The following is a 20,530-nucleotide window of genomic DNA, read 5'->3' as shown; positions in this document are numbered from 1 at the left end:
GCCTTCCCATGGTGGTGGTATCTCACGGTCGTGGGTGCCGCCACCATGTGGAAGTGTTTCCCCTCTCTGCCCGGAAACGGGCGACATTGAAAAGGGCTCCTGTGCAGGAGCCCTTTTTCCTTTGGAGTCGGCCCCGAGGGCTTCACGTCGTGGTTTGCACGTGCAGGCGGCTCGACTTGCAGCGGTGCAAGGCGCTGTAGTACTCCAGGCGCCGGCCATTGGCACCGTAAGCGATGGACTCGATGCGCAAGAGCGGCTCGGGCGTTGCCAGTTGCAGCAGTTCGCAGGTCTCGGCGTCGGGCAGCACGGCGTCGATCCAGCGCTCGGCGCGCACCAGGCGCACGCCGTACTGGCGGCGCAGCACGTCGTACAGCGAACGGTCATCGAGGCGCATGCGGTGCAGGCCGGGCGCCAGGTCTGCGGGCACCACGGTTTCCACCAGCAGGCGCAGCTCGCCGTCCACGCTGCGCAGCCGCTTCAAGGCCACCACCTGGGTGTCGTCCGTGAGCCCCAGCGCACTGATCTCCTGCGGCGTGGGGTCACGCAGCTGCTGCACAAGGACCTGGGTTCGCACCGAGCGGCCCTTGCGCTCCATCTCGTCGGAGAAGCCGAGCACGGTGGAGACAAAATCCTCGTCGCGCTCGCGCGCCGCGACGAAGGCACCACGGCCCTTGATCTTGTAGATCAGGTTGTTGCGCACCAGGTCGGCCAGCGCCTCGCGCACCACGATGCGCGAGATGCCGAACTGCTCGCCGAGCTCGGCCTCGGAAGGCAGCTTGGCGCCAATGGCCAGTTCGCCCTGCAGTATCTGCAGGCGCAGGGCATCGCGGAACTGCGCCCACAGGGGCGATTCGGAGTTGCGGTCGAGCAGGGGCTGGAGTTCGGTCGGTGAATTCACGTCAGGACGGGCTCAGGGCCGGATGGATGGTCAATGGTGCATGGAAGGCCGGCGCTGCCGCATCGGTATCGGGCGCTGCAGTGGCCAGGCGCACACCATGGCGTTCGCGCAGCGCGCTGGCGCAATTGTGCAACTCCTGCCGTTCGCGCCCTGCATCCCAGCCCAATGCCTGCCCGGCTATGCCGGCCATTTCGACCAGCGCCGCGTCCGTGATGAGGCCACGGATGGCCAGCAGCGTGCGGCGGATCACCAGGTCGTCGAGGTGGATCACGCCGGTTTCGGTGCACAGCCAGGCCACCTCAGCCACCGAGTAATCGGGCGCATGCTGCAGCGGCTCGTCACCCGCCACCTTGAAATGCTGGGCCATGCGCAAGGCCTGGGAGCCGTAGCGGCGCAGCAGCGCCTGGGCGCGCGTGCGTGCCAGGCCGGCGTCCTGGGCGATGCGGTCGATGAAGCGTTCGGTCGCCTGCGCGCCCTGCGGCATGTCGGTGCCGCCGCCAATGGGCAATTGCCGGGTCGAGGCGGTGCGCGCTCGCCCCAACAGGCGCAGCACCTCGTCGGTGGCCTCTTCGGCCAGGGCGCGGAAGGTGGTCCATTTGCCGCCCACCAGCCCCACCACCGGGATATCGCGCGATGGCGAGGGCGCATCGACCACCACCGAATGGTCGCGCGAGATCTGCCCCGGCTTGTCGGCGTCCGAGCGAGCCAGCGGCCGCACCCCCACGTAGGTGTAGACCACGTCACGCCGGTCGAAGGCCAGGTTGGGGAACACCTCGCCCAGCACATCCAGCAGGTAGTCCACCTCGGCCGGCTCGGTGGCGATCTGGTCGGGGTCGTCCACAGGGATGTCGGTGGAGCCCACCAGCACCCGGTCCAGGAACGGGTAGACAATGCACACGCGCCCGTCCAGCGCCTCGAAGTAAGCCATGCGCCCGCCCAGCGCATCGCGCAGCAGGGGGTGGTCGAGCACCAGGTGCGAGCCCTTGGTGCCCATCACGCGCGGCCCCGCGCCGCCCAGCAGCTCGGTGCTGCGGTCCAGCCAGGCGCCGCTGGCATTGACCACGGCATCGGCCGTCACCTGCACCACCTCGCCCGTGACTTCGTCGCGCAGCGTGAGGGTCTTGCCCGCACAGCCCATCACGCGGCAGTGGTTGGCGGCCGCCGAGCGCGGCTGGTCGCGGCAGGCATCGCGCACCAGCTCCAGCACCAGCCACTCGGGATGGCTGATCCAGGCGTCGAAGAAGGTCGCCGTCCAGCGTACGGCCGCACGGAACAGCAGGCGGTCGGCGGGCTGCACGCGGCTGATGTGGTGGTTGGGCATCACACGCTGGCGCCGGCCCAGCAGGTCGTACAGTCGCAGCCCCGCGGCCACGGCCAGCAGGCCGCGCGTGCGCTGGGGCGGCGTGCGGCCCAGGAACTTGAGCGCGCTGCTCATCAGCCCGCCGAAGAAGCTCGACAGCGGCACCACGGTCTTGAGCGGCTGCACCAGGTGCGGCGCGTTGCGCAACAGCAGGTTGCGCTCGCGCGTGGCCTCGGCCACCAGCGAGAAGCTGCCGCTCTCCAGGTAGCGCAGTCCCCCGTGGATCATGCGCGAGGGCGCGCTGCTGGCACCAGCGCTGAAGTCGCCCTTGTCGACGATGAGGCAGTCCACGCCCTGCAGCGCAAGGTCGCGGAAGACGCCCACGCCGTTGATGCCGGCGCCCACGATCACGGTCGAGAAATGGCGGCCTGCCACGGCGGCCGGGCGCACGAAAGGCAATGGGGAAAGCGGGCTCATGGCAAGGCCTCCACGCTCTGCGCGGGTGTGGTGGCAGGAGTGCAGGCAAGCGCTGGCAGTGGCGGGGCAGTGTCTGGCGATGTGCCCGCCAGATGGCCGAAGACAGGGGACATGGTGGCTATCAGTTCGTTGAAGTCGGCATTGAAATCCGCATGGGCGCGCGCCTGGCCGGCATCGGGTTCGACCGTGTCGCAGGGCGCGCGCAGGGGGTGGGTATCGATGCCCTGCGACATCGCGGCGTAGATCGCCGCACCGCGCGCACCGGTCTCGTCATCGGCGCAGCGCTCCACCGGATGCCCGAGCAGGCCCGCGAGCAGGCGCACCAGGCGCGAGTCGCTGGCACCGCCGCCCAGCACGGTGGAGGCCGACACCGGCAGCCCCCCTGCCGCCAGGCGGGCCGTATGGCGCGCATGCAGCGCCGCGACCGCATCGACCACGGCACGCGCCATGTCGCCGCGCGTATGGTGGCTTTGCAGGCCGACAAAGCCGGCCGACACGCCGGCGCCGCCATTCACGAAAGGCAAAAAGCGCAGCCCCCCGGCCCCGAACGGCACCGACATCGCCAGATCGACCACGGCCCGCGCGTCGGGCAGGCCGAGCACCCCGGCCAGCCAGGCGATGTTGGCCATCGACGAGGGGCTGTTCTCCATGTACAGGCGCCGCTCGCGCGGGCCGAAATTGACGACCGCCACCACGTCGGGCCGGGGCTCCACCGCCGGGCCGATGACGGCATTCACGCACCAGGTGCCCAGCACCGACACCGCGCGGCCACGCTCTTCGGCGCGGATGGCCGTCATCGACGCCAGCAGGTCGATGGCGCCCATGGCCACCGGGATGCCTGCGGGCAGGCCGTGCGCCTCGGCAGCCGAGGGCTGCAGCCTGCCGATCACCTCGCCACTGGGCACCAGCGGCCCAAAGGCCTGCGGCGACAGGCCGGCGATGCCCGAGGCCGCAAAGGCCAGCGGCGACCAGATGCCCGTAGCCACCGAGAGCAGGCCCGCCGTGCTGGCATCGCTGGGGTCGGTGGCGATCTCCCCCGTGAGCAGAAAGCCCACGTAGTCCTTGGCGAACATCAGGCGCTGCAAGGCACCGCTGTGCACCGCACCGCTGCCCAGCAGTTCGGCCGCGATCACGGTGGGCTGGCCCGGCCAGGGCTGGCAGCCGACGTCGGCGCGCAATTGCGGGCCATGGCTCTTTGCCAGGGACTCTGCCCGCGCGCCAGCGCGCTGGTCGGTCGAGGCCACGGCGCGGCCTCCGGCCAGTTCATTGCGGGCATCCAGCGCATACAGGCCCGCACCGTGCCCGGTGCAGCCGATGGCACGGACATCGGCCACCCGGTTGCCAAGCTGGTGCGCCACGTCGCGCAGCACGGTGGACAGGGCCAAGCGGATCATGGATGCGCCCACCTCGCAGCCGCCACCGGGCAAGCGGTCGTGCTGCAGGGGCAGGCGGGACAGGGCCACGGTGCGGCCGCTCGCGGCCTCCAGGGCCAGGGCTTTGAGGCTGCTCGACCCGAGGTCGATGCCGATCAGTAGTTGGGTCTTCATGTCATAACAGCTTCCGCCGAACCAGACGGCATATCCAGTAGTGTTTCCCCTAACTATCTGGCGATTCGATCCAAGATTACATTCTACCTGTCATAACAACTGTCGTGACAAAAAGCACCCCATCGCAGCCCTGGAGAAAGCAGCACCCCATGCTGCACCGTTCAACAAGAGGAGACAAAAAATGAGGCGTAATTTCCTGAAGTCCGCAGCAGCCGCCGGTATCGGCCTGGCCGGCACCAGCGCATTCGCGCAGCAACCCGCAGCAGCCCCCGCCGCCGCAGGCGGCCTGCGCGGCAACCAGAACGACGTCTACGTGATGAACGTGATGGTGTCGGGCGTGGAATACTGGTTTCCGGTCTACGAGATGATGAAGCAGTTGGGCCGCACCCTGGGCGTGCGCACCCGCTACACCGGCACGCCGGAGTACGACGTGAACAAGCAGCTGGCCTCGTTCGAGCAGGAGCTGGCACGCAAGCCCGCCGGCATCCTGCTGCACCCCATGAACCCCGATCCGTTCATCGAGCCCATCAACCGCGCAGCGGCCATGGGGATCCCGGTGGTCACCTTCGCGGCGGATTCGCCCAACTCCAAGCGCACTTCGTTCATCACCTCGGACAACGAGCGTGAAGGCGCGCAGGCCGCCGACGCCATTGCCGCATCGCTGAACGGCAAGGGCGAATTCGCCGTGCTGGAGAACCCCGGCCAGGACAACCACGACCGCCGCATCGCCGCCTTCATCAACCGCATGAAGACCAAGCACCCCGGCATGAAGCTGGTGGGCCGCGCCGCCAGCAACCAGGACCCGAACAAGGCCTACCAGGCGGTGCAGAGCCTGGCGCAGGCGAACCCCAACCTGGGCGCCCTGTTCATGCCCGAGGCCAACTCGGCCCTGGGCGCGGCACAGGCCAAGGTGGAGACCAAGAAGAACATCAAGGTGATGTGCTGCGACGTGAACGCCAAGATCCTGGACATGATCAAGTCCGGCGATGTGTTCGGCGCCATCAACCCCAACCAGGGCATGCAAGGCTACATGGGCATGATGATGCTGTTCCTGGCCAAGAACCCCGGCCTCATCGACCCGATGAACGACGCCAAGCGCAACGGCACCAACCCCATGGCCGTGCCCTTCCTGGACAACGGCCTGGCCGTGGTCAGCAAGGCCAATGCCGACGACTTCTACTGGGACAAGTACCTCGCGCGCCGCGGTACCAAGGGCATCAGCGAGTGAGCAGCAGCGCCATGGGTCCCACCTTGCTCGCGCTGCGCGGCATCAGCAAGCGCTTTGGCGCTTCGCATGCGCTCTCGGGCGTGGACTTCTCGCTGCAGGCGGGCGAGATCCACGCCCTGTGCGGCGAGAACGGCGCGGGCAAGTCCACGCTGATGAACATCATCGATGGCATCCACCAGCCGGACGCGGGCGAGATCGTGCTCGACGGCCGCCCGGTGGCCATCGATGGTCCGGCCCATGCCATGCGCCTGGGTATCGGCCTGGTGCACCAGGAGATCGCCCTGTGCGCCGACGCCACCGTGGCCGAGAACATCTTCATGCCGGAGATCAACGCGGGCCGGCAGACCTTTATGGACTACGCCGACATCAACGCACGCGCCGCCAAGGTGCTCCAGCGGCTGGGCCAGGACATCGACCCCGCCGTGCGCGTGGGCGAGCTCCCCATCTCCAGCCAGCAGCTGATCGAAATCGCCAAGGCGCTCACGCTCGACTGCAAGGTGCTGATCCTCGACGAGCCGACCGCCGCCCTCACCGACAACGAGTCGGCCGCCCTCTTTCAGGTGCTGCACGACCTCAAGGACCAGGGCATCGGCATCATCTACATCAGCCACCGCATGGCCGAGATCTTTGCGCACTGCACGCGCGTGACCGTGCTGCGCGACGGGCGCAACGTGCATTCGGGCCCGCTGGCCGAACTCGATGCCGATGGCCTGGTGCGGCGCATGGTCGGGCGCGACCTGGGCAACTACTACCCACCCAAGCAGCAGGATGCAGACTGCGGCGAACACGTGCTCGAAGTGGAGGGCCTGGCCGACGGCGAGCGCGTACATGGTGTCTCGTTCACCGTGCAGCGCGGCGAGATCCTGGGCATTGCCGGACTCATGGGCGCGGGGCGCAGCGAACTGGCGCAGACACTGTGCGGCCTGCGCCCCGCCATCGGCGGCAGCGTGCGCCTCAACGGCAAGGCGCTCTCGATCCGCAAGTACAGCGACGCGCTGCGCGAAGGCATCGCCTACCTCAGCGAAGACCGCAAGGCCGCAGGCGTGTACCTGGACCTGCCCATTGCGCAGAACATCGCCTCCATGGCGCTGGCACGCGTGAGTTCGCGCTTCGGCCTGCTGCAGCGTGCAGCCGAGCACCGGCTGGCGCAGGAGCTGGGCGCGCGCCTGAAGCTCAAGTCCGACGGCGTGCAGATCGAGGTGGCCAGCCTGTCGGGCGGCAACCAGCAGAAGGTGGCCATCGCCAAGCTGCTGGCCACCAACCCGGCGGTGCTGCTGATGGATGAGCCTACGCGCGGCGTGGACGTGGGCGCCAAGTCGGAGATCCACCACATCCTGCGCGACCTGGCCTGCCAGGGCGTGGGCGTGGTGGTCATCTCCTCGGAGCTGCCCGAGATCATCGGGCTGTGCGATAGGGCCCTCGTCATTCGCGACGGCCGTGTCGCGGGCGAGGTGCAAGGCAAGGACATGACGGAAGAGGCCCTGCTGCGGCTGGCCTCGGGACTGGAACGACGACAAGAGGAGACGGCATGAATCACCCCGCACAACTGAACGCCGGCAGCGTGGCCGGCCTGCATCCGCCGCGCCAGGCGCCGGGAGGGCCCGGCAAACCCGGTGGTATCAAGCTCACCAGCATGCGCGAGATGGGGCTGCTGGCCATCATCCTGGTGCTGTGCATCGGCATGAGCTTTGCCTCGCCCTACTTCCTGACCTGGGACAACATCCGCGCCATGCTGCTGTCGTTCTCCATCGAGGGCATCGTGGTCGTGGGCATGACCATCTTGCTGATCGTGGGCGGCATCGACCTGTCGGTGGGCTCCGTGGTGTGCTTTGCGATGGTGGTCACGGGCAAGCTCTTTTTGATGGGGTTTGATCCCTGGACCGCCGGGCTCATCGCGATTGCCGCCAGCGCGCTCATTGGGGCCATGATCGGCGGCTGCGTGGTGCGCATCGGGCTGAACCACTTCATCGCCTCGCTGGCCTTCATGGTCATCGTGCGCGGGCTGTGCCTGGCGCTCACGCAGGGCACGCCGCAGTCGCTGTTCTCGTTGCCCGCCTCGTTCAAGTTCATCGGCCAGGGCACGGTGCTCGGCATCCCGGCGGTGATCCTGATCTTCCTGACCATCGTGGTGGTCAGCGACTTCGTGCTGCGCCGCGCCAGCCTGCTGCGCCGCGTGTTCTACACCGGAAGCAACGAGAAGGCGGCGCTGTACTCGGGCATCCGCGTGGGCCACGTGAAGTTCTGGGTGACGGTGCTGTGCGCGGCCTCGGCCGGCCTGGCGGGCGTGATCTACACCGCGCGCTTCGGTGCGGCCACGCCGACCTTCGGCGTGGGCATGGAGCTCAACGTCATTGCCGCCGCCGTGATCGGCGGCGCCAGCCTCAAGGGCGGCTCGGGCACGGTGCTCGGCGCCGTACTGGGCCTGGCCCTGCTCTCGGTGGTGACCAGCTCGCTGATCCTGCTGGACGTATCGCCTTACTGGCAAGACGTGATCAAGGGCCTGATCCTGCTCGCGGCCGTGACCATCGACCACCTCATGAACACCCGAAAGACCAAGCGATGAATGCCGTGATGAATGCAGCCATGAAGACCACCACCCTCGGCCCCTCGGGCATCGAGTGCTCGGCCATTGGCCTCGGTACCTGGGCCATGGGCGGCTGGATGTGGGGCGGCCAGGATAGCGCCGCCGCCACCGACGCCATTGCCGCCTCGCTCGACGCCGGGGTGACGCTGATCGACACCGCGCCGGCCTATGGCCTGGGCGCCTCCGAGAGCATCGTCGGCGCCGCCCTCAAGGGCCGCCGCCACGAGGCGGTGGTCGCCACCAAGTGCGGGCTGGTGTGGCACACGCAGAAGGGCACGCACTTCTTCGACGAAGACGGCCACCCGGTGTACCGCTACCTGGGCCGCGAATCGATCTTCCATGAAGCGGAGGAAAGCCTCAAGCGCCTGCAGACCGACTACATCGACCTGTACATCACCCACTGGCAGGACAGCACCACGCCGGTCGAGGAGACCATGGATGCCCTGCTCACGCTCAAGCAGCAGGGCAAGATCCGCGCCATCGGTGTGAGCAACGCGAGCCCCGAGACGCTGGCCGAGTACCTGCAGTACGGCCCCGTGGACGCGGCGCAGGAGCGCTACAGCCTGATCGACCGCGAGATCGAGCAGACGCTGGTACCCCTGTGCACCCGCCACAACGTGGCCATGCTCGGCTACTCCTCGTTGGCGCTGGGCCTGCTGGCCGGCCCCATCGACCCGGCGCGCGAGTTCACGGGCGACGACCAGCGTGCCAGCAACCCGCGCTTTAGCACCGCCAACCGCGCCAGGCTCAAGGCCTTCTTCGACGAGCTCGAACCGGTGCGCCGGCAGCTCGGCTGCTCCTTCGGCCAACTGATGATTGCCTGGACGCTGGCCAGCGGCAATGTGTCGGTGGCGCTGTGCGGCGCGCGCGTGCGCGTGCAAGCCATCGAGAACGCCACGGCCGGCGCGCTGGACCTGCCCGAGGAGGCCGTGCAGCGCATTGACGAGGCCGCCGCCCGGCACCTGAAGGCACTGGCCTGACCCCGTTTTCCACACACAACCCCCAACACAAGGATTTCTTCGTATGTCGAAAGACAAGACCGCGCGCCTGAACCGCCTGCTGACCAACGGGCGCTGCCTGGACATCGCGCTCGACCATGGTGTTTGCAACGAGCCCAGCTTCCTCAACGGCCTGGAGGATATGCCCCAGGTGATGGACAGGCTCGTGGCCGCCGCGCCCGATGCCATCCAGCTCAACTACGGCCAGGCCGACCTGCTGCAGGACCGTGCGGGCCGCAGCAAGCCGGCGCTGGTGATGCGCATCGACATGGGCAACCCCTACAACGCCACCGCCCACCGCGTGATGTGGGCCCTGCTGCAGAACGAGCACGACCCGGTGCTGCCGGCCGTGCAGCGCGATGCGGCCTGTGTGGTGGTCAACCTGTTCATGCTGCCCAATGAACCCGACCTGTTCCGCCAGTGCGTGCAGAACATCGCACGCGTGCGCGCCGACTGCGACCGCTACGGCATGCCGCTGATGATCGAGCCGCTGGTGATGCGCCCGCACAGCGACCAGGGCGGCTACATGGTCGACGGCGACGCAGAGAAGATCGTCACCCTGGTGCGCCTGGCGCGCGAGATGGGGGCCGACATCGTGAAGGCCGACCCAACCACCGACCCCACCGACTTCCATCGTGTGGTGCAGGCCGCGCGCTGCCCGGTGCTGGTGCGCGGCGGAGGCCGCGAGGACCTGCAGCAGGTGTTCGCGCGCTCGCGCGTTCTGCTCGACCAGGGGGCCGTGGGCATGGTCTACGGGCGCAACGTGTACCAGCACGCCAACCCTTCGGCGGTGGTCGATGCGCTGATGGCCATGATCCACCGCGGCGCCAGCGCTGCGGCGGCCTGGGACATCTACGCGACCGCGCAAGCGCAGGCCTGATCCCGCCGACGCTGCAGACGACAAGAAGAGAGAGGGGAGACGGAGAAAACGAGCCCTGCGGCCGGTGGCAACTGTGCCACCGGCCGGCGTGCCTGCGCGCGCCTGTGGCAGCGCCGTCGGATGGATCGAAGAAGAGAGTTTTCCGAGAACTTCAAACAACCTGGAGGCGACGATGAAAATCCGGTATTACCTGATGGCGCTCCTGCTGCCGTTCGTCACACTGCTGACGCATGCAGCGATCACGGGGGTCAACCCGATGACCACCCTTACCACCATGGCGGCCGCAGTCACGCAGGCCGCCGAGGTCCCGCTCCCGCTGCAGGGGCCGGGCCTGGGCAACCTCACCTACACCTCGGCCGAGCTGTTCAAGCCGGTCTCCATGATCACCCGCGCCTCGGGCGACGTGCCGGCCACCTACCCCGGCCGCAAGGACTACGGGCTGAACGTGGGCATCATGCTCAACGGCTATTTCCTGACCTCGTTCGCGCCGGACAGCGGCCTGGGCCCCGGCGGCTTTTTGCTGTACGACGTGTCCAACCCGCGCGCCATCGTGCTCGCCAAGAAGATCTACGAGCCCGAGGGGCGCACCAGGGAGTTCCGCGAGGCCCACGCCTTCGGTACCGCGAAGATCGGCGGCAAGCAGTATGTGGTGGTGCCCAGCATCAAGGGCATCGAGTTCTGGGACTTCACCGACATCAACAACATCCAGCAGGTCAAGAAGCTGGCGCTGCCCACCGTCAATGGCGGCGACTATGCCAACGTGGCCTGGCAGCTGTGGTGGCAGGCCCCTTATGTCTACGTGGCTTCGGCCAACGACGGTGTCTACATCGTGGATGCGAGCGACCCGGCCAATGCCGTGATCGCCAACCGCGGTGTGGGCAAGCCCAACCCCGTGCCCACCGGCGAGCTCGGGGGCTTTCGCGTCGGGCCCATCTTCACCATGGGCAACCACATGGTGCTCTCCTCGATGGACAACACCGATGGCTTTGCCAGCCTCGATATCTCCGACCCGCTCAACCCCAAGGTGCTGGACACCGTGGGCTCCAACCCCAACTACTATGCCACCTGCTTCGACGGCAGGAACCTGCACGCCTCGGCACGCGGCGGCGGTGCCCGCATGTACAGCTACGACCTCGCGGACCGCACCCAGTTCGTTGCGGAAGACAACCGGCTGGTCATCGATGAGCAACTGTACTGCGGCACGCAGGACCACTACGTGTTCCAGGGCGCGCAGTTCAAGGTGCACAAGGTGGACGTGAGCAACCCGCTCAACCATGTGGAGGTGGGCCAGGGCAGCCTGTTCGCCACCGGCGACCCCGAGTACACACACTCCGACCACGGCCAGGTGGCGCCCATGGGCAACCTGCTGTTCATCGGCAACGACCACGGCTCGGGCAGCGGCTTCATCGTGCACCAGACCGCGCCCGACACCACGCCACCAGCCGTCAAGCAGACCTCGCCCACCAATGGCGCCAGGCAGCAGGCGCTGACCTCGCGCATCGGCGTGGGCCTGACCGACAGCATCCGGCCCGAGAGCGTGAGCGCCAGCACCTTCATCGTGCGCCCGGTCAACGGCAATGCGCTGGCCGGCACCTACAGCGTGCAGCTAGGCATCATCAACTTCCACCCCACGCAGCCATTGGCGGCCGGCACCAGCTATGAGATCGTGCTCACGGCCGGCGGCGTGAAGGACTATGCGGGCAACGGCATCGCGGCGGAGTACAAGGCCGTGTTCCACACCGGCAATGCCACCGACATCAGCCTCATGAACCACTGGCCGCTGTCGAGCACCCTGACCGACGAGATCGGAGCCAACAACGGCACGGCCTCGGCGGCCGACCAGTTCAGCAGCATCGGCCTGAACTTCGCGCAGCGCACGGGCGGCGTGCCGCTCAAGAACGACAGCGTGGCCACCGCGCTGGGCGGCACGGCCTCGCTGGCCTTCTACATGAAGACCACGCAGGCCGGCTCGGCCAACGCCTGGACGGCGCCCGGCCTCTTCGGACGCGACCAGTCGGGCGGTGCGGACGACGTGTTCTGGGGCTGGATCGACAACACCGGGCGGCTCAACCTCTCGGTGGGCAATGTGGCGGCCAACAACCCGGGCACCCGCTCCACTGCGGCCGTGAACGACGGCAACTGGCACCACGTGGTGATGACGCGCGACGCGGCCTCGGGCGCACAGACGCTGTACATCGACGGCACCAAGACCAGCTCCACCGGGCTCACGGGCACCAAGGGCCTGTCGAACAAGTTCGCGCTGCTGGGGCAGATCCAGGGCAACACCGACTTCTTTCGCGGCAGCCTGGCCGATGTGCGCGTCTACGGGCGCGTGCTCAGCGATTCAGACGTCACGCAGCTGAGGTCGCAGGCCATCATCGGCGATGCCGGCGTGAGCGGCGGGCCGCAGCTGGTGAACGGGCAGTTGAGCTTCGACCCCACCCGCCTGGGTGGTGGCAGCGGCGTCACCTACCGCTGGAATTTCGGCAACGGCACGCAGACCGCCTTCTCGGCCCAGGCCAACACCACCTACAGCTACAACCGCCCCGGCCACTACACGGTGACCCTGACGGTGCGCAACGCGGCGGGCCAGGAGACCTTCTACACCTACAACGTGACCGTGATCTTCCCGACAACGGCCACGGCGCCCACGCATTCGAGCAACATCGTCGGCGACGCCAACAGCGTCTATGCCGTGAACCCGGACAGCGGCACGGTGGCCGCCATCGATGCGCTGGCCCTGACCAAGCGCTGGGAGACGCGCGTGGGCGACGAGCCCAAGACCCTGGCGCGTGCCCCCGATGGCCGCATCTGGGTCACCGTGCAGGGCGAGGACAAGCTCGTGGCGCTGAATCCGGCCGATGGCAGCATCGCGGCCACGGTGGCCCTGCCCTACGGCAGCGGCCCCTACGGCGTGGCCTTCACGCCCAACGGCAGCAAGGGCCTGCTGACACTGGAAAGCAAGTCCACGCTGATCGCGTTCGACCCGGCCAATGGCAGCACCACGGGCACGCTGGCGCTGGAGGGCGACCTGCGCGGCATCGCGGTGGCGGCCGATTCGCAGACCGTCTACGTCACGCGCTTCAAGTCGAAGATGACGGGCGGGCAGTTGCACAAGGTGGGCCTCAGTTCCATGGGCCTGTTGTCCACCATCGCCCTGCCGGTGGACACGACCACGGTGGACACCGAGAACAGCGCGCGCGGCGTGGCCAACTACCTGAGCCAGGTGGTGATCTCACCCGATGGCAGCCGCGCCGTGCTGCCAGGCAAGAAGGACAATATCGTGCGCGGGCGCTTTCGCGACGGTGGCGACCTGCTGCACGACCAGACGGTGCGCTCCATCCTCTCGCAGGTGGACCTGGCGCAGGCCACGCACCTGCTGCCCGAGCAGATCGACTTCGACGACCGGGCACCGGCGCGCGCCGCCCTCTTCTCCCCTGCGGGCGACTATCTGTTCGTGGCGCAGATGGAGGGCAACAACATCGCCATCGTCGATGCCTACACCCGCGCCGTGCGCGGCGAGATCAACGCCAGCAGCGCGCCCCACGGCCTGTACCTGGACGCTGCGCGCAAGCGGCTGTACGTGAACAACTTCCTGGCGCGCTCGGTCACCGTGCACGATGTGGCCGACGTGCTGGCCTCGCGCAGCGCGGCGGCGGTCTTCCTGCAGAACGTGGCCACGGTGGCGCAGGAGCCCATGGCGGCTGCGGCGCTGCGCGGCAAGCTGGTGTTCTACAACGCGGCCGATAGGCGCATGAGCAAGGACAACTACATGTCCTGCGCCAGCTGCCACGCCGATGGCGGCGACGACGGCATGGTCTGGGACTTCACCCAGCGCGGCGAGGGCCTGCGCCGCACCATCAGCCTGCAGGGCCGGCGCGGCACCGGCCACGGCAAGCTGCACTGGAGCGCCAACTTCGACGAGGTGCAGGACTTCGAGAACGACATGCGCAGCGCTTTCGGCGGCACGGGCTTCCTGAGCGACGCGGACTTTGCCGCAACCAGCGATCCGCTGGGCGCGCCCAAGGCCGGCCGCAATGCCCAACTCGACGACCTGGCGGCCTACCTCGCCTCGCTCAACAAGTACATGCGCAGCCCGGCGCGCGCCGCCGACGGCAGCCTGACGGTGGAGGCCGCGCGCGGGCAGACCCTGTTCGCCAACGCCAACTGCGCCAGTTGCCATGCGGGCGGCACCTTCCAGGACGGCCTGCGGCACGACGTGGGCAGCATCCAGGCATCCTCTGGCAAGGGCGCCAACCAGCCGCTGGCCGGCGTGGGCTTCGACACGCCCACGCTGATCGGCAGCTGGGCCGCCAAGACCTACCTGCACAACGGCCAGAAGGCCAGCGTGCTGGACGTGATCACCGGCGGCCACGGCAACGTGGCAGGTCTGCCTGCGGCCGACCGGCTGGCGCTGGCCGACTACGTGCGCTCGCTGGACACGGGCTCGGACATCACGGCACGCCTGCGGTCGAACCAGAGCACGATGTGCATCAACATCCGGGGGGTCTCGGCGGCCAGCGGGGCCGTGGCCATCCAGTGGCCCTGCGGCAACGCGGACAACGAGACCTTCACCTTGCGCAACATCACCGGGGGCTATGTGCAACTGGTCGCCAAACACAGTAACCTGTGCCTGGCGCAGGACAGCGCTGCAGCCAGCGGCGCCGGTGTGGTGCAACTGGCCTGCAGCATCGGCAACACGGCACAGTGGAGCCTTGTGGGCTCGACCATCCGCAACCGGGCATCGGGCGCCTGCATCGACGTACCCAACAACTCGACGGTGCAGGACACGCCCCTGCTCACCTGGACCTGCAACGGCGGCAACAACCAGAACTGGAGCCAGTTGCCCTGAGCCCCCGAGAGGTTCTTCTTCGGCCCGCGGCTGCAATGCAGCTGCGGGCTTTTTTTATACCTGCCGCTCGTGCAACTGTTTTCAAAACTGGAACAGTCAGTTCGCGACTGGATGGTTTTTCTTTGAACACGCCAGGCGTACAGTTCAACCCATCGATGAGCCGAACCCGCAAGGCGACTCACCGAACCCGGTCCGAAACAGTTTCGTACCGGTTTTCGAGACGCTTTTTATCTTTCAAGGATTTTCATCATGAACATTACTGCACGCTTTCTCTCCATCGCCGCTGTTGCCGCTTTTGCATCGTTCGGCGCCTATGCCGACGAAGCCGATGGCTCGCAATTCGCCCTCAAGTTCGAAACCAACCGCACCCGCGCCGAAGTCGCTGCCGAAGCGGCCGTGACGGCCCGCACGCACAGCATGGAACCCGCTGGTTCCCGCGTGGTGACCTACCAATCGACGGCCGACCGTGCCGCCGTGCGCGCCGAAGCTGCACAAGCCCTGCGCACCGGCCAGATCTCGTCGGGCGAAGCAGGTTACCTGTAATCCGCACCGCCCTGCAGCAAGCCCCCTACCCCCATTTGATCGGAGAATCACCATGAACAACACCGCACGTTTTCTGTCCATCGCCGCCGTTGCCGCTTTCGCATCGTTCGGTGCCTACGCCGATGAAGCCGACAGCTCGCAGTTCGCCCTGAAGTTCGAAACCAACCGCACCCGCGCCGAAGTGGCTGCCGAAGCTGCCGTGGAGGCCCGCACGCACAGCATGGAGCCTGCCGGTTCCCGCGTGGTGACCTACCAGTCGAAGGCTGACCGCGCCGCCGTGCGCGCCGCTGCTGCCGAAGCCGTGCGCACCGGCCAGATCCCTTCGGGCGAGATCGGCGTTCTGTAATCCGCACCAGTGCAAGGCTGCAGACCGCAACTGCGGCCAGCATGCAAAAAAGGCCGGTGCCCCTCGCGGGGCCCCGGCCTTTTTCGTGTGGCCCATGGGGCCACGGCATGTGCCTTGCCTTATTTCAGCACGGTCACGCCGGTCTTGGCCTGCAGGGTCTCGAAGCTCACGCCAGGGGCCAGCTCGATCAGCTTCAGGCCCTCGGGCGTCACGTCCAGCACGGCCAGGTCGGTGATGATGCGGTCGACCACGCCCACTCCCGTGAGGGGCAGCGTGCACTGGGGCAGGATCTTCAAGTCTTCGATGCCGTCCTTCTTCTTCGCCACATGCTCCATGAGCACGATCACGCGCTTGACGCCGGCCACCAGGTCCATCGCGCCGCCCATGCCCTTGACCATCTTGCCCGGGATCATCCAGTTGGCCAGGTCGCCCTTTTCGCTGACCTGCATGGCGCCCAGGATGGACAGGTTGATCTTGCCGCCGCGGATCATGGCGAACGACTGGTCGCTGCCGAAGATGGACGAGCCTTTGATGGTGGTCACGGTCTGCTTGCCGGCATTGATCAGATCGGCGTCCACCGCGTCTTCGGTCGGGAAGGGGCCGATGCCCAGCATGCCATTTTCGGACTGCAGCCACACTTCCTTGTCACCCGTGAAATTGGCCACCAGCGTGGGGATGCCGATGCCCAGGTTCACATAGAAACCATCTTCGAGTTCTTGCGCCGCACGTGCGGCCATCTGGTCTTGGGTCCACGGCATGGTCAGGCTCCTGCTTTCTCTGTGATGGTGCGTTTTTCGATGCGTTTCTCGGGGTTGGCGTTGTGCACGATGCGGTGCACGTAGATGCCGGGCAGGTGGACCTGGTCGGGCTCCATGGCACCGGTTTCCACGATCTCTTCCACTTCGACGATGCAGACCTTGCCGGCGGTCGCGGCAGCAGGGTTGAAGTTGCGCGCCGTGAGGCGGAACTGCAGGTTGCCGGACTTGTCGGCACGCCAGGCCTTGACCAGCGACACGTCGGGCACCAGAGAGCGCTCCATCACATAGGTTTCGCCGTCGAACTCGCGCAGCTCCTTGCCATCGGCCACGATGGTGCCCACACCGGTCTTGGTGAAGAAGGCCGGGATGCCCGCGCCGCCGGCACGCAGCTTCTCGGCCAACGTGCCCTGGGGCGTGAATTCGAGCTCCAGCTCGCCCGCCAGGTACTGGCGCTCGAACTCCTTGTTCTCGCCCACGTAGGACGAGATCATCTTCTTGATCTGGCGCGTCTCGAGCAGCTTGCCCAGGCCGAAGCCATCGACGCCCGCATTGTTGGAGATCACGGTGAGGTTCTTCACGGCCGAATCACGCAGCGCGTCGATCAGGGCCTCAGGGATACCGCACAGCCCGAAACCGCCGACAGCCATCAACTGGCCATCTGCAACCACGCCTTCCAGCGCTTTGGCTGCGGAGGGAAATATCTTGTTCACCACGATCTCCTTGCGAATGTTGGATGCGCTACGATACTACGTACAGACATAAGTAGTACCCCGTAAAGATTTGCACTATGGACGCCACCGATGGACGTTGATTACAAACTCGCGTTTGACATGGCCCCCGTGGGATTGGTGCTCTCGCGCAACCGCACCATGGTGGACTGCAACCGGCAGGTCTGCGAGATGTTCGGCGCCTCGCGCGAGCTGCTGATCGGCCAGTCGTTCCAGGTACTCTATCCGAGCGCCGACGAGTACGAGCGCCTGGGCGCGCACATGGAGCCCATCCTCAACGCCAAGGGCCACTACGCCGACAACCGCATCATGAAGCGTGCCAACGGCGAGGTGTTCTGGTGCCATGTGTCAGGCCGCGCCCTGAACCGCGAAGACCCCCACGCCTCGGGCATCTGGAGCTTCGAGGACCTGAGCTCGCAGCGCCCCGTGAAGGCCGAGCTGACCGGCCGCGAACGCGAAGTGGCCGCGCGGCTGCTGGAGGGCCTGACCTCCAAGGAGATCGGGCGCACCCTGGACATCAGCCACCGCACGGTGGAGATCTACCGCGCGCGGCTCATGCGCAAGTACAACGCGTCCACAGCCGCCGACCTGGTGCACAAGCTGCTGGCGGGCTGACAGCCCTATTTTTTCGGCCCGTCGATCACCTCGGCGGCCGTGCGAAAGGCATCGACTGCTGCGGGAAGGCCGCAGTAGATGCTGGCGTGCAGCAGCACTTCCTGGATCTCGGCCGCCGTGGCGCCGTTGTTGAGCGCGCCGCGCACATGGCCCTTGAGCTCGTGCTGCTTGCCAAGCGCGGTGAGAAAGGCCACGGTGACCAGGCTGCGCGTCTTCAGGTCCAGCCCCGGGCGCTGCCAGACATCGCCCCAGGCATTGCGGGTGATGAACTCCTGGATGGGCTGGGTGAACTCGGTGGCGTTGCCGAAGGCATTGGCCACGAAGTCCTCGCCCATGACCTGCTTGCGCGTGGCCAGGCCTTTGTCGAAGTCCTTGGTGGATGGGGGTTGCGTCATGCGGGGCTCTCCAGTACGGTTGGGGCCGCCATGTTAGCCGGCCCGCCCCTGCGAAAAGCAGAACGCCACCGGCCCTGCCCCGTGAAGGGAAAGGACGGTGGCGTTGTCAGCTCACTCAGGCGCCGGCGGTTGCGCCAGCAAGGTCAAAACGGTCCAGGTTCATGACCTTGGTCCAGGCCTTCACGAAGTCCTGCACGAACACCGCCTGCGCATCGCTGCTGCCATACACCTCGGCCAGCGCCCGCAGCTGCGAGTTGGAGCCGAATACCAGGTCGGCCACGGTGCCCGTCCACTTCGCTGCACCAGTGGTGCGGTCCACCCCTTCGATGACACCGGCAGCCGAGCCGGATTTCTGCCACCGCGTGCGCATGTCCAGCAGGTTCACGAAAAAGTCATTCGTGAGCGCGCCGGGCTGCTGGGTGAACACGCCATGCGAGCCCTGGCCCGCATTGGCGCCCAGGACGCGCAAGCCGCCCACCAGCACCGTCATCTCGGGGCCCGTCAGGGTGAGCTGGTTGGCGCGATCGATCAGCAGCTCGGCCACGGCTTCCTCCAGGCCGGGGCGCACATAGTTGCGAAAGCCATCGGCCAGCGGCTCCATGACCTCGAACGAGGGCACGTCGGTCTGCTCTTGCGAGGCGTCCATGCGGCCCGGGGCGAAGGGTACGCTGACCTCCTGGCCGGCGCTGCGGGCAGCGGACTCGACGGCCGCAGCGCCGCCCAGCACGATGAGGTCGGCGATGGAGATCTTCTTGCCGCCGGGCTGCGCGGCATTGAAGTCCTGCTGGATCGCTTCGAGCTTGCCCAGCACCTTGGCCAGTTGCGCCGGCTGGTTCACCTCCCAGTCCTTTTGCGGCGCCAGGCGGACGCGGGCACCGTTGGCCCCACCGCGCTTGTCGCCACCGCGGTAGGTGGAGGCCGACGCCCAGGCGGTGGACACCAGTTCCGCAACCGACAGGCCCGAGGCCAGGATCTTTGCCTTGAGCACCGTCACGTCCTGCGCATCCACCAGGGCGTGGTCCACCTCGGGGATCGGGTCCTGCCAGATCAGTACTTCGGCCGGCACCTCAGGGCCCAGGTAGCGCACGCGCGGACCCATGTCGCGGTGCGTGAGCTTGAACCAGGCGCGCGCAAAGGCATCGGCGAACTGTTCAGGGTGCTCCAAAAAGCGGCGCGAGATCTTCTCGTAGGCCGGGTCCTGGCGCAGCGAGAGGTCGGTGGTGAGCATGGTGGGCACACGCTTCTTGGAGGGGTCGTGCGCATCGGGGATGGTCGCCTCGGCGCCCTTGGCGGTCCACTGGTGGGCGCCGGCCGGGCTTTTGGTCAGCTCCCATTCAAAGCCGAACAGGTTCTCGAAGAAGTTGTTGCTCCACTGCGTGGGGGTGGTGGTCCAGGTGACTTCCAGGCCGCTGGTGATGGCGTCGCCGCCAAAGCCGCTGCCGTGCTTGCTGATCCAGCCAAAGCCCTGGTCCTCGATGCCGCCGCCTTCGGGCTCCTTGCCCACCAGGGCGGCGTCGCCCGCGCCGTGGGTCTTGCCGAAGGTGTGGCCGCCGGCGATCAGCGCCACGGTTTCCTCGTCGTCCATGGCCATGCGCGCAAAGGTGTCGCGGATGTCGCGCGCTGCAGCGATGGGGTCGGGGTTGCCGTTGGGGCCTTCGGGGTTCACGTAGATCAGGCCCATCTGCACGGCGGCCAGGGGCTTGGCCAGGTCGCGCTCGCCGCTGTAGCGCTTGTCGCCACCCAGCCAGGTGGTCTCTGCGCCCCAGTACACGTTTTCATCGGGTTCCCACACGTCGGGGCGGCCACCGGCAAAGCCGAAGGTCTTGAAGCCCATGGATTCGAGCGCCACGTTGCCGGTGAGGATCATCAGGTCGGCCCAGGAAATCTTGCGGCCGTACTTCTGCTTGATGGGCCACAGCAGGCGGCGCGCCTTGTCCAGGTTGGCGTTGTCGGGCCAGCTGTTCAGGGGCGCAAAGCGCTGCTGCCCGGCCCCCGCACCGCCCCGGCCATCGGCCAGGCGGTAGGTGCCGGCGCTGTGCCAGGCCATGCGGATGAACAGCGGGCCGTAATGGCCGAAGTCGGCCGGCCACCAGTCCTGCGAGTCGGTCATCAACGCATGCAGGTCGGCCTTCACGGCGGCGAGATCGAGGCTCTTGAACTCCTCGGCGTAGTTGAACCCGTCGCCCATGGGGTCGACCAGTGGCGAGCTTTGGTTGAGGGGGCGCAGGTTGAGCTGGTTGGGCCACCAGTCGGCGTTGCCGCGGCCCTTGGGCGCGGCAGCCTTGCTGTGGTCGAAGGGGCACTTGGCTTCTGTTGTCATGGGTCTCTCCTTGTAAGTGGTTCAGGCACTTGGCAAGACCCATGGTAGGAAACAATCCATG

The 20,530-nt window shown here is 67.2% G+C and carries 16 protein-coding genes; 9 read left to right on the top strand and 7 right to left on the bottom strand.

What is annotated here, in order from left to right; all coding sequences use genetic code 11:
- Positions 1–142 precede the first annotated feature (142 nt).
- From ASE31_RS28510 to ASE31_RS28500, 3 genes are read right to left on the bottom strand one after another with little or no spacing between them, the layout of a single operon-like run.
- The gene (locus ASE31_RS28510) at positions 143–898 is read right to left on the bottom strand and encodes a GntR family transcriptional regulator (RefSeq protein WP_057206168.1); all 756 of its coding nucleotides are present in this window, start codon (positions 896–898) and stop codon (positions 143–145) included.
- A gap of 1 nt (position 899) precedes the next feature.
- Positions 900–2,675, bottom strand: coding sequence for a glycerol-3-phosphate dehydrogenase/oxidase (locus ASE31_RS28505; protein ID WP_057206166.1), 1,776 nt, complete (start codon positions 2,673–2,675; stop codon positions 900–902).
- Positions 2,672–4,222, bottom strand: a complete 1,551-nt coding sequence (locus ASE31_RS28500; RefSeq protein WP_057206164.1) for an FGGY family carbohydrate kinase — start codon at positions 4,220–4,222, stop codon at positions 2,672–2,674. The genes ASE31_RS28505 and ASE31_RS28500 overlap by 4 nt, the downstream gene beginning before the upstream one ends.
- 181 nt (positions 4,223–4,403) lie before the next feature.
- On the opposite strand from ASE31_RS28500, the gene ASE31_RS28495 reads away from it, so the two are divergent.
- From ASE31_RS28495 to ASE31_RS28460, 8 genes are all read left to right on the top strand, one after another.
- Entirely contained in the window at positions 4,404–5,450 is a 1,047-nt protein-coding gene (locus ASE31_RS28495; RefSeq protein ID WP_057206162.1) for a substrate-binding domain-containing protein, read from the top strand.
- 11 nt (positions 5,451–5,461) lie between these two features.
- Positions 5,462–6,982: a sugar ABC transporter ATP-binding protein gene (locus ASE31_RS28490; protein ID WP_057206261.1), complete on the top strand. Its 1,521-nt coding sequence runs from the start codon at positions 5,462–5,464 to the stop codon at positions 6,980–6,982.
- Positions 6,979–8,013, top strand: a complete 1,035-nt coding sequence (locus ASE31_RS28485) for an ABC transporter permease (protein ID WP_057206161.1) — start codon at positions 6,979–6,981, stop codon at positions 8,011–8,013. The genes ASE31_RS28490 and ASE31_RS28485 overlap by 4 nt, the downstream gene beginning before the upstream one ends.
- A gap of 20 nt (positions 8,014–8,033) precedes the next feature.
- Positions 8,034–9,014 carry an aldo/keto reductase gene (locus tag ASE31_RS28480; RefSeq protein WP_057206259.1) on the top strand — a complete coding sequence of 327 codons (981 nt, stop codon included), beginning with the start codon at positions 8,034–8,036 and terminating at the stop codon, positions 9,012–9,014.
- A gap of 43 nt (positions 9,015–9,057) precedes the next feature.
- Complete coding sequence (locus tag ASE31_RS28475; protein ID WP_057206159.1) at positions 9,058–9,912, top strand: class I fructose-bisphosphate aldolase; 855 nt, start codon at positions 9,058–9,060, stop codon at positions 9,910–9,912.
- A 172-nt stretch (positions 9,913–10,084) separates the two neighbouring features.
- Positions 10,085–14,764, top strand: a complete 4,680-nt coding sequence (locus ASE31_RS28470; RefSeq protein WP_057206157.1) for an Ig-like domain-containing protein — start codon at positions 10,085–10,087, stop codon at positions 14,762–14,764.
- A gap of 249 nt (positions 14,765–15,013) precedes the next feature.
- Complete coding sequence (locus tag ASE31_RS28465) at positions 15,014–15,307, top strand: hypothetical protein (protein WP_057206155.1); 294 nt, start codon at positions 15,014–15,016, stop codon at positions 15,305–15,307.
- Between the two features lie 52 nt (positions 15,308–15,359).
- Positions 15,360–15,653, top strand: a complete 294-nt coding sequence (locus ASE31_RS28460) for a hypothetical protein (RefSeq protein WP_057206153.1) — start codon at positions 15,360–15,362, stop codon at positions 15,651–15,653.
- A gap of 119 nt (positions 15,654–15,772) precedes the next feature.
- Here ASE31_RS28460 and ASE31_RS28455 read toward each other — a convergent pair whose 3' ends face one another.
- Together ASE31_RS28455 and ASE31_RS28450 are read right to left on the bottom strand one after the other, a co-directional pair.
- The gene (locus ASE31_RS28455) at positions 15,773–16,411 is read right to left on the bottom strand and encodes a 3-oxoacid CoA-transferase subunit B (RefSeq protein ID WP_057206151.1); all 639 of its coding nucleotides are present in this window, start codon (positions 16,409–16,411) and stop codon (positions 15,773–15,775) included.
- Positions 16,412–16,413: 2 nt separating this feature from the next.
- Positions 16,414–17,121 carry a CoA transferase subunit A gene (locus tag ASE31_RS28450; protein ID WP_057206149.1) on the bottom strand — a complete coding sequence of 236 codons (708 nt, stop codon included), beginning with the start codon at positions 17,119–17,121 and terminating at the stop codon, positions 16,414–16,416.
- A gap of 90 nt (positions 17,122–17,211) precedes the next feature.
- Between ASE31_RS28450 and ASE31_RS28445 the strand changes: the two genes are divergently transcribed.
- Positions 17,212–17,754, top strand: a complete 543-nt coding sequence (locus ASE31_RS28445; protein ID WP_057206148.1) for a PAS and helix-turn-helix domain-containing protein — start codon at positions 17,212–17,214, stop codon at positions 17,752–17,754.
- Between the two features lie 5 nt (positions 17,755–17,759).
- Here the strand turns inward: ASE31_RS28445 and ASE31_RS28440 are convergent, their stop codons facing one another.
- Positions 17,760–18,149 (bottom strand): carboxymuconolactone decarboxylase family protein, encoded by a 390-nt coding sequence (locus tag ASE31_RS28440; protein WP_057206146.1) that lies wholly within the window; start codon positions 18,147–18,149, stop codon positions 17,760–17,762.
- Between the two features lie 115 nt (positions 18,150–18,264).
- Positions 18,265–20,469, bottom strand: a complete 2,205-nt coding sequence (gene katG, locus ASE31_RS28435) for a catalase/peroxidase HPI (RefSeq protein WP_057206144.1) — start codon at positions 20,467–20,469, stop codon at positions 18,265–18,267.
- Positions 20,470–20,530: the final 61 nt, after the last annotated feature.

Origin of the sequence: Acidovorax sp. Root217 (assembly GCF_001428645.1) — a bacterium.
Taxonomy (GTDB): domain Bacteria; phylum Pseudomonadota; class Gammaproteobacteria; order Burkholderiales; family Burkholderiaceae_C; genus Acidovorax.
This window is presented reverse-complemented; position numbering and strand designations above follow the sequence as displayed.